This is a genomic window from Shewanella sp. SP2S2-6, assembly GCF_031931965.1.
In the GTDB taxonomy this organism is placed as follows: domain Bacteria; phylum Pseudomonadota; class Gammaproteobacteria; order Enterobacterales; family Shewanellaceae; genus Shewanella; species Shewanella baltica.
On the sequence record NZ_JAUOEQ010000023.1, the window covers coordinates 64991 to 73955 of the forward strand.

The 8965-nt window shown below is 45.4% G+C and carries 7 protein-coding genes; 4 read left to right on the forward strand and 3 right to left on the reverse strand.

Going from position 1 to position 8965, the window contains the following annotated elements:
* The first annotated feature begins 38 nt into the window (after positions 1-38).
* From Q4Q57_RS15365 to glmS, 3 genes are all read left to right on the forward strand, one after another.
* Positions 39-2159: a TonB-dependent receptor gene (locus tag Q4Q57_RS15365; RefSeq protein WP_311891290.1), complete on the forward strand. Its 2121-nt coding sequence runs from the start codon at positions 39-41 to the stop codon at positions 2157-2159.
* Between the two features lie 200 nt (positions 2160-2359).
* Positions 2360-3130 (forward strand): DeoR/GlpR family DNA-binding transcription regulator, encoded by a 771-nt coding sequence (locus tag Q4Q57_RS15370; protein WP_012090670.1) that lies wholly within the window; start codon positions 2360-2362, stop codon positions 3128-3130.
* Between the two features lie 49 nt (positions 3131-3179).
* Complete coding sequence (gene glmS, locus Q4Q57_RS15375) at positions 3180-5009, forward strand: glutamine--fructose-6-phosphate transaminase (isomerizing) (protein ID WP_006079348.1); 1830 nt, start codon at positions 3180-3182, stop codon at positions 5007-5009.
* A gap of 108 nt (positions 5010-5117) precedes the next feature.
* On the opposite strand, the gene Q4Q57_RS15380 is transcribed toward glmS, so the two are convergent.
* The 3 genes from Q4Q57_RS15380 to Q4Q57_RS15390 form a co-directional block, all read right to left on the reverse strand.
* Positions 5118-5321 carry a DUF2061 domain-containing protein gene (locus Q4Q57_RS15380; RefSeq protein ID WP_006079349.1) on the reverse strand — a complete coding sequence of 68 codons (204 nt, stop codon included), beginning with the start codon at positions 5319-5321 and terminating at the stop codon, positions 5118-5120.
* Positions 5322-5506: 185 nt separating this feature from the next.
* Positions 5507-6412, reverse strand: a complete 906-nt coding sequence (locus Q4Q57_RS15385; protein ID WP_311891291.1) for a 1,4-dihydroxy-2-naphthoyl-CoA synthase — start codon at positions 6410-6412, stop codon at positions 5507-5509.
* A gap of 124 nt (positions 6413-6536) precedes the next feature.
* Positions 6537-6887, reverse strand: a complete 351-nt coding sequence (locus Q4Q57_RS15390) for a hypothetical protein (protein ID WP_311891292.1) — start codon at positions 6885-6887, stop codon at positions 6537-6539.
* A 91-nt stretch (positions 6888-6978) separates the two neighbouring features.
* Between Q4Q57_RS15390 and ccoG the strand changes: the two genes are divergently transcribed.
* Positions 6979-8406: a cytochrome c oxidase accessory protein CcoG gene (gene ccoG, locus Q4Q57_RS15395; protein WP_107950071.1), complete on the forward strand. Its 1428-nt coding sequence runs from the start codon at positions 6979-6981 to the stop codon at positions 8404-8406.
* The last annotated feature ends 559 nt before the right edge of the window (positions 8407-8965 follow it).

Genomic DNA, 8965 nt, shown 5'->3' on the forward strand with positions numbered 1-8965 from the left:
GCAATTCTAAGACGAAAGGTCTACTTGAGGTGTTGGCAATGTTATTTAAATATTCAGTTTTAGGTTTGGCCGTAGGTTCGGCATTAATGGCTATGCCTGTGTTGGCAGAGGTGGCTAGCGACGCGAATATCGAGCGCATTAATGTCACCGGCCGCACTTTTAACGATTATAAAGTGGGTACAGCATCAGGCGCCATGCGCGGTGATATCGACTTAATGGATACCCCACAATCAGTTAATGTGATCCCCGATTTTGTCACGGACGAACAGCTGGCGACTAACCTCGCTGAAGTGTTAGTTAATGATTCCTCTATCACTGCAGGAACCCAGCGTTGGAACCGCCAAGTTTTTAGCATCCGTGGCTTCGAGTTAGATTCTGGTAATGGTTATCTCATCAATGGCCATCAGCAATGGTCCCATTACGTACAACCCATCGAAACCCTGCAGCAAGTCGAAGTGTTAAAAGGCCCTTCGAGCATGTTGTATGGTCAATCTGGCCCTGGTGGTTTAGTGAATATGGTCACTAAGAAACCAACCTATGATTCAATGCTTAACTTAGGTTTTGATACCGATGGCTACGGTTCTACCCGTGCACAGCTCGATGCGGGTGGCAGTTTAAACGAAGCACAAAGTATTCGTTACCGCGGTGTGTTAGTGAAGCAAGATACAAAATACTGGCGTGAGTATTCCGCTAATGATGAGAACCAAGAGCGCGATCGCTGGTTAGGTTATCTCAACATGGAATTTGACCTAAGCGACGATTTGTTACTGTCGGTTAAATACGACCATACCCAAGATAAAGCGGGTATCGATGCGGGTGGTTGGTTAGATAAACAAGGTAATGTCATTGGCGAACGTAAAACCGTTTGGGATGCGCCTTGGGCCTTTACTGACAATACAGTGTCAAACTTAGGTGCCGATCTGACTTGGCATATGAGTGACAACTGGAAAGTCAAAGCGGGTTATAACGATCAGCAGTTTAATCGCCAACGTTTTGATTCTGCGCCAAGTTTGATTGAAGGCTCCGAAGATCCATTCAAGGATGGTTATAAGATTAAACCCTTCGATCGTTACGATGATTGGCAGCATAAAACCGCTTATGCCGATTTCACCGGTGAATTTGCGTTGGCGGGAATGCAGCATCAACTGCTGATTGGGGCTAACTATCTCGATTATTTCTATCAGCAACAAATTCACCGTGGGGCAGCTCAAACGGTTATTCCTGGGCAACCAGTTATTCAACCTGCTCTCGATTACCACACAAAACCCAAAGGCAATGCGAGTACCTATAAGTATTACGGTTTCTACCTGCAGGATTTAATGACGCTTAACGAACAATGGAAGTTGCTCGCTGGCGTACGTTACGACGAACAGAAGAAAGACGCTATAGGTGGGAACAGCTATGCCGTGTCGCCTAAGTTTGGGGTGATTTATTCGCCAATGGCTAATGGCAGTATTTACATTAATTATTCAAAAAGCTTTACACCACAGGGTTCAGTGACAAGTTCAGAAGATGTAAATGAAGGAGATAACCTTAAGCCTGAATACGGTACTCAATATGAATTAGGGACTAAGTGGGAGTTGTTTGATGACAGCCTACTGTTAACAGCAGCACTTTTTGATATTACGGTTTCTAATGTCACCATAGAGCAAGATATTCCCGAAACGAGTGATGGCAAGAAAACTATTACTACTCAAGGTGGCGAGCAGCATCACCGCGGTTTTGAAGTTGGTGCCCAAGGTCAGTTAGGTGAAAGCTGGTTTGTGACTTCTTCTATGATGTATTTAGATGCCGAATATAAAACGGGTGCTGGCAAGATCGATGGGAAAATCTTAGATGGTAAAACACCTGTCGATGCGCCTGAATGGTCGGCGAATATCTGGACCCGTTATGAAGTGACTGATAACTTTGCTATGAACTTTGGTGCCATTTATGTGGGTGATCGCTTCGCCGATAAAGATAACAGCATTACTAAAGGCGGCTATGTGCGCTTCGATATAGGTGCAGCCTACACTATGGATATCATGGGTAAAGATGTGAGCCTTCGTGCCAACGTCAGAAACCTATTCGATACTGAATATTTAGACGGTGGCAGCGATAAGATGGTGACTATCGGCCAAGGCCGTAACTTTAGTGTTGCCGTCGAAGCTAAGTTCTAAATTTATTAGGTTTTAAATTCATTTAAAGCCGCTTGTCCTTAAAGGATAAGCGGCTTTTTTTATTGGCTGATGTTTAAGTTCATTATTACAGAACGATAAAAAATACGCCGGAACATGCGAAACAGTGTTTCGAATACTAGCAAAAAAGTTTCGTTTCACTATAATGCATCTTTCGAATCGAAACTTACCTGAAAGGTTTTATGAACAAACGAAACACACAGCAGCGTCGCCACAGCATAATCACCATATTGAACGAACAGGGTGAAGTGAGTGTTGATGAACTGTCGTTACGTTTTGAAACCTCAGAAGTGACGATTCGCAAAGATCTGGCTGCGCTTGAGAAAACGGGCCTGCTACTGCGCCGTTACGGTGGCGCTGTGGCGATTCCTGACGAAGTGACCCAACAGTTTTCTGCCAAAATCGCGCCTAATAAGCTGTCTATTGCGAAAACCGCCGCGCAGCTGATCAAAGATCACAATCGCATCATTATCGATAGCGGCACTACGACTTCTGGCTTGATTGAACAGCTGAACGATAAGCGTGGGCTGGTGGTCATGACGAATGCATTGCACCTTGCCAATGCCATCCATGAACTTGAAAACGAGCCAACCTTATTGATGACCGGTGGTACTTGGGATCCGCATTCTGAATCCTTTCAAGGTCAAGTCGCCGAGCAAGTGTTGCGCTCATATAACTTCGACCAACTGTTTATCGGTGCCGATGGTATTGATCTTGAACGCGGCACCACTACCTTTAACGAGTTAACTGGTCTAAGCAAAGTCATGGCCGAAGTGTCCCGCGAAGTGATAGTGATGGTGGATTCAGACAAAATCGGCAAGCGGATCCCTAACTTAGAGTTGCCGTGGGCCAAAGTCAGTGTGTTGGTCACCGACGATCGTATCGACGAGAGCGCGCTAAAACAAATTTCAGATCAGGGCGTGCGAGTCATGCTAGCGCCCTACGCTCAATAGTGAGTGAAAATAACTTAACAACTTCATTTTTAATTTATAGGTAAAGACTATGTGTGGAATCGTAGGCGCTGTGGCGCAAAGGGATGTGGCTGAAATTCTAGTAGAAGGCTTACGCCGCTTAGAATATCGCGGATATGACTCCGCAGGCGTTGCCGTTATTCACAATGGTGAACTCAATCGCACGCGCCGCGTTGGCAAAGTACAAGAGCTTTCAGCAGCGCTTGAAACTGACCCATTAGCGGGCGGAACCGGTATCGCGCACACTCGCTGGGCGACCCACGGTGAACCGAGTGAGCGTAATGCTCACCCGCATTTATCGGAAGGTGATATCGCGGTGGTGCACAACGGCATTATTGAAAACCACAATAAACTGCGCGAGATGCTAAAAGGTTTAGGCTATAAATTTAGCTCAGATACCGATACTGAAGTGATTTGTCACTTAGTACACCATGAGCTGAAAACTAACAGCACTTTACTTTCTGCCGTACAAGCCACAGTTAAGCAACTCGAAGGCGCCTATGGCACAGTGGTAATAGATCGCCGCGACAGCGAGCGCTTGGTTGTGGCTCGCTCAGGTAGTCCTTTAGTGATTGGTTTTGGTCTAGGTGAAAACTTTGTCGCCTCGGATCAACTGGCACTCTTGCCTGTGACTCGTTCATTCGCCTTCTTAGAAGAAGGTGATGTGGCCGAAGTAACCCGTCGCAGCGTGAGTATTTTCGACTTAAACGGTAATGCCGTTGAGCGTGAAGTCAAAGAATCTGAAATTACCCACGATGCTGGTGATAAGGGCGAATATCGCCACTACATGCTTAAAGAGATTTACGAGCAGCCATTGGCACTGACGCGCACTATCGAAGGCCGTATCGCAAACAAGCAAGTATTAGATACAGCCTTTGGTGATAACGCTGCTGAGTTCTTAAAAGATATCAAACACGTGCAAATCATCGCCTGTGGCACTAGCTACCATGCGGGCATGGCGGCGCGTTACTGGTTAGAAGATTGGGCTGGCGTATCGTGTAACGTCGAAATTGCCTCTGAATTCCGTTATCGCAAGTCGCACTTATTTCCAAATAGCTTATTAGTCACGATTTCACAATCTGGTGAAACTGCTGATACTTTAGCGGCCATGCGCTTAGCGAAAGAAATGGGTTACAAAGCCACGTTGACGATTTGTAATGCGCCAGGTTCGTCACTGGTTCGCGAATCTGATATGGCTTACATGATGAAAGCGGGCGCCGAGATTGGCGTGGCATCCACAAAAGCCTTCACAGTTCAGCTTGCAGGCTTATTAATGTTGACTGCGGTGATCGGTCGCCACAATGGTATGTCTGAGCAAATGCAGGCTGACATCACTCAAAGCTTACAATCTATGCCAGCTAAAGTAGAACAAGCTTTAGGGCTAGATGCTGCGATTGCTGAACTGGCTGAAGATTTTGCCGATAAACACCATGCGTTATTCCTTGGCCGTGGCGATCAATACCCGATTGCGATGGAAGGCGCGTTAAAGCTGAAAGAGATTTCTTACATTCATGCTGAGGCCTATGCCTCTGGCGAATTAAAACACGGCCCACTGGCGCTTATTGATGCCGATATGCCTGTGATCGTCGTTGCGCCAAACAATGAATTGCTCGAAAAACTGAAATCGAATGTCGAAGAAGTGCGTGCCCGTGGTGGATTAATGTACGTGTTTGCCGACGTGGATGCCGAGTTCGAGTCGGATGACACGATGAAAGTGATCCCAGTGCCACACTGCGATATCTTTATGGCGCCGCTGATTTACACTATTCCGCTACAGCTATTGTCGTACCATGTTGCGTTGATCAAAGGTACCGACGTGGATCAACCACGCAACCTAGCAAAATCTGTAACAGTAGAATAAATATAAGCATTTAAATAAAAACCGCCTTTATTGGCGGTTTTTTCATTTAGATTCACGACAAAACGACCATTAACTTACAGCAATAGCAAATGCTGGTGGCTTAGCTTTCTATGCTGGAATGGCATCTAGCTCGTGCTGCTTTTTTGCCTCAATGCGTTTCCATACTTTGTCATGGAAGTAAAACACTACAGTGTTAATCGCGGGTTCAACTAAGGCCACTGCGCCGCCGACGATCACGCTGCCGGTTAATAAATAGGTTACGGTAAAAGCGACGCTAAAATGGAGTACGGCAAAAGTAAGTGTCTTAGTCATGATCTTGTCCTCTAAATAGGCTCCCAGCGGGAATACTTAGATGATAACAATTCTCATTAAAATTAAAAGCCGTGTTTTCAGATTAGTTTAAACGGTTTTATCTATTTATCCGTTGTAAAAAACATAAAGCCCTCACTCATGAGGGCTTTGGGCTGTTAGCAGTAAATTAAAGCGCTGCTAATAAACTAGTAATGCCAAGGGAAGGCGGAGAAATCTTGATCGCGTTTCTCTAGGAAGGCATCGCGCCCTTCCTGCGCTTCGGCACTCGCATAGGCTAAACGCGTCGCTTCACCGGCGAATAATTGCTGGCCGACCATACCATCGTCAGTCATGTTAAAACCGTATTTAAGCATACGCATAGCCGTAGGCGACTTAGAGTTAATCTCTTTGGCCCACATTAATGCCTCGGTTTCTAGCTCTACATGGGGAACGGATTTATTGACCATACCCATGTCGAAGGCTTCATCGGCGCTGTAGTTAAAACCACAGAAGAAGATTTCGCGGGCACGTTTTTGACCTATCATCTTGGCGAGATAAGCGCTGCCATAACCTGAGTCGAAGCTCGCTACGTCGGGATCAGTCTGCTTAAATATCGCGTGTTCTTTCGAGGCTAAGGTTAAGTCGCACACTACGTGTAAGCTATGGCCGCCACCTACCGCCCAACCCGGCACAACGGCGATGACCACTTTAGGCATAAAGCGGATCTGGCGCTGCACTTCTAATATATGTAAGCGGCCCATTCTGGCTTGATCGGCTTTACCTTCTTCGGCGCCTTCATATTTATAGCCATCTTTGCCGCGAATACGTTGATCGCCACCCGAACAGAACGCCCAGCCACCATCTTTTGCAGAAGGACCGTTACCCGTTAGCAGTACACAACCTACATCAGACCATTGGCGCGCATGATCGAGTGCGATAAATAACTCATCAACGGTTTTAGGTCTGAAGGCGTTGCGGCACTCAGGGCGGTTAATGGCAATGCGGACTGTGCCGTGGGCTTTAGCTCTGTGGTAGGTAATGTCGTCGAATTGAAATCCACTGACTTCATCCCATAGGGTGGGATCAAAAATGTCTGATACTTGTTGGGTCATGATTCATAGGCCTTTGTGCTGTAATGCCTCAAAGGCTAGGCGGAATCATATATAAGGTCAATCACCTAAGCCTAAAGCTTAGCGCTATATAGCAAAATCCCGTTTGCCTATGAGTCGGTGATGGTTAGAGGTGATCACAGAGATAAAGCTGATTATCTTTGCTGAACACTGGATGTTCTGGCGCCATAGTGCCGCAATAGTTAGCTTTAAAGTCGGCAATAGACTCGGGTGTCATTGGAATCTGATTAAAGGCTTCGAGTTCTAATGTTGATAAGCGCTCGACGATGTCGGTTCTTACCTTAGCCTGTTTATGGTCGATTTTTATGATTTTTGTTCCCGTCATAGAGTCAACTTTATTCTCTATTTTTTTGACCATAGCCTCAGTCTTTGCAATAGGAGCATCTAATTTATCTGTTTCTGTGTATAAGTAATACAAAGCACCTGCGAGTAGCGCCAATATGAGCCAACCTTTCATCTTTTAGTCCAACATAAGTGAATAACCATTAAGAATATGGGTATAATAAGCTAGTTTTCGTCCAATATTAAAGCAGTAAAAGGCTGTAACGATGAACTCAGAATCTAACAACAAGGACTATTCGAAAACCAATCGAATTAAGATTCACCAGCCAGATGCGAGTAAAGCGGATCGCTTTAACCCTCGTAATCGGATTTATGTCCGAGCCATAGACGGTTTGTGGAGTAGCTTACGTCGCCGCATGGGCTGGATTGCCATGTTATTTTTCCTGCTTTTACCTTGGATCCCTTGGGGCGACCGTCAAGCTGTATGGTTTAACTTAGGCGAACAAAAGTTTCACGTCTTCGGTTTAACCATTTGGCCGCAGGATCTCACCTTGCTCGCAGCGTTGTTTATGATAGCTGCCTTTGCGCTGTTTTTTGTGACCACCTATCTTGGCCGCGTTTGGTGTGGATACACTTGCCCCCAAACAGTATGGACCTTTATGTTCATCTGGTTCGAGGAAAAACTTGAAGGTGCACGCAATAAACGCATTAAGTTAGATCAAATGCCATGGAGCTTTGACAAACTCTGGCGTAAAACGGCAAAACATACGGCTTGGCTATTGCTCTCACTGATGACGGCGATGACCTTTGTGTCCTATTTCGTGCCGAGCCGTGAAGTCTATGTCGACGTCTTTACGCTTAATGCTTCTGGCGGTATCTACTTCTGGGTCGTGTTCTTTACACTTGCCACATACGGTAATGCGGGTTGGATGCGTGAAATCATGTGTATCCACATGTGCCCTTATGCTCGTTTCCAAGCGGCCATGTTCGATAAGAATACCTTTATCGTAGGTTACGATACTAAACGTGGTGAGACTCGTGGTCCGCGTTCGCGTAAAGATGACCCAAAAGAGCTAGGCCTTGGCGACTGTATCGACTGTGACTTATGTGTGCAGGTATGTCCTACCGGTATCGATATTCGTAACGGTCTGCAATATGAGTGCATTAACTGCGGCGCTTGTATCGATGCCTGTGACCAAACTATGGATCGTATGGGTTACGAGAAAGGGCTTATCAGCTATACCACTGAGAACAAGTTAGAGGGTATAAAGCAAAAAGTGCTGCGACCTAAACTTGTCGGTTATGGTGTGGTATTGATGGCGATGATATTAGTCTTCATATACTCCAGTGCGACCATAGCACCTGTGCGTATGGACATCATTCGTGATCGTAACCAGCTCTATAGAGAGAACAACCAAGGTTTGATTGAAAACACATTCACCTTGAAGATTCTTAATAAGACAGAACAATCCCATGAATACACTATGAGTGTCGAAGGATTGGACAACTATAAATGGTACGGTCCGACTTCGGTCACTATTGCGGGTGGCGAAGTATTAACGTTACCCATTAGCGTTGGGGTTGATCCGGTTGAGCTTTCTCGTTCAGTTACTAACATCGAGATAAAAGTGAAAACTCATATCGACGGTGAAGAAGTCGAAGTTGAGCAAGAATCTCGCTTCTTTAGTCCATAGATAACAGTATTTATGATGATCTAATTGAGTGAGACTCATAAATATTGCCAGACTTAATCGAGACAAAGGGGCTTTTTAGCCCCTTTTTTATACGTATCGTTTGATAAGTAAACGTCTAAACCATTAATCGTTATTTTCCTACAAAAAGCCCTTGCGCACTTTCTCAATCTCCCTATAATGCGCATCCACTGACACGGCAGACAGCGTTAAGCAGCCTAATGTGACAGTTCATCGATGAGTTTACTAATTGATGAGTGTTGAGAAAGTTTGCAAAAACTCCTTGACGCGAAACGGGAAATGCGTAGAATACGCAGCCCTAGCCAACTGGAAGCGTTCAGCGCTCAGTGTGGTACTCACGTTCTCTTATGAATATTGAGTTGCTCTTTAACAAGATAAAACAAGAAATCTGTGTGGACACTCACAGGTGTTGAGTTAATCGAAACTGCTTAACCTTCGGGTTGGCAGTCAAAAATTTAAATCAATGTAACAATGAGTGTTCATAGCAATATGTACAGTTTGTTTCAGCCCTTCTTTTATAAGGAGTGCGAGAAACAAAAAA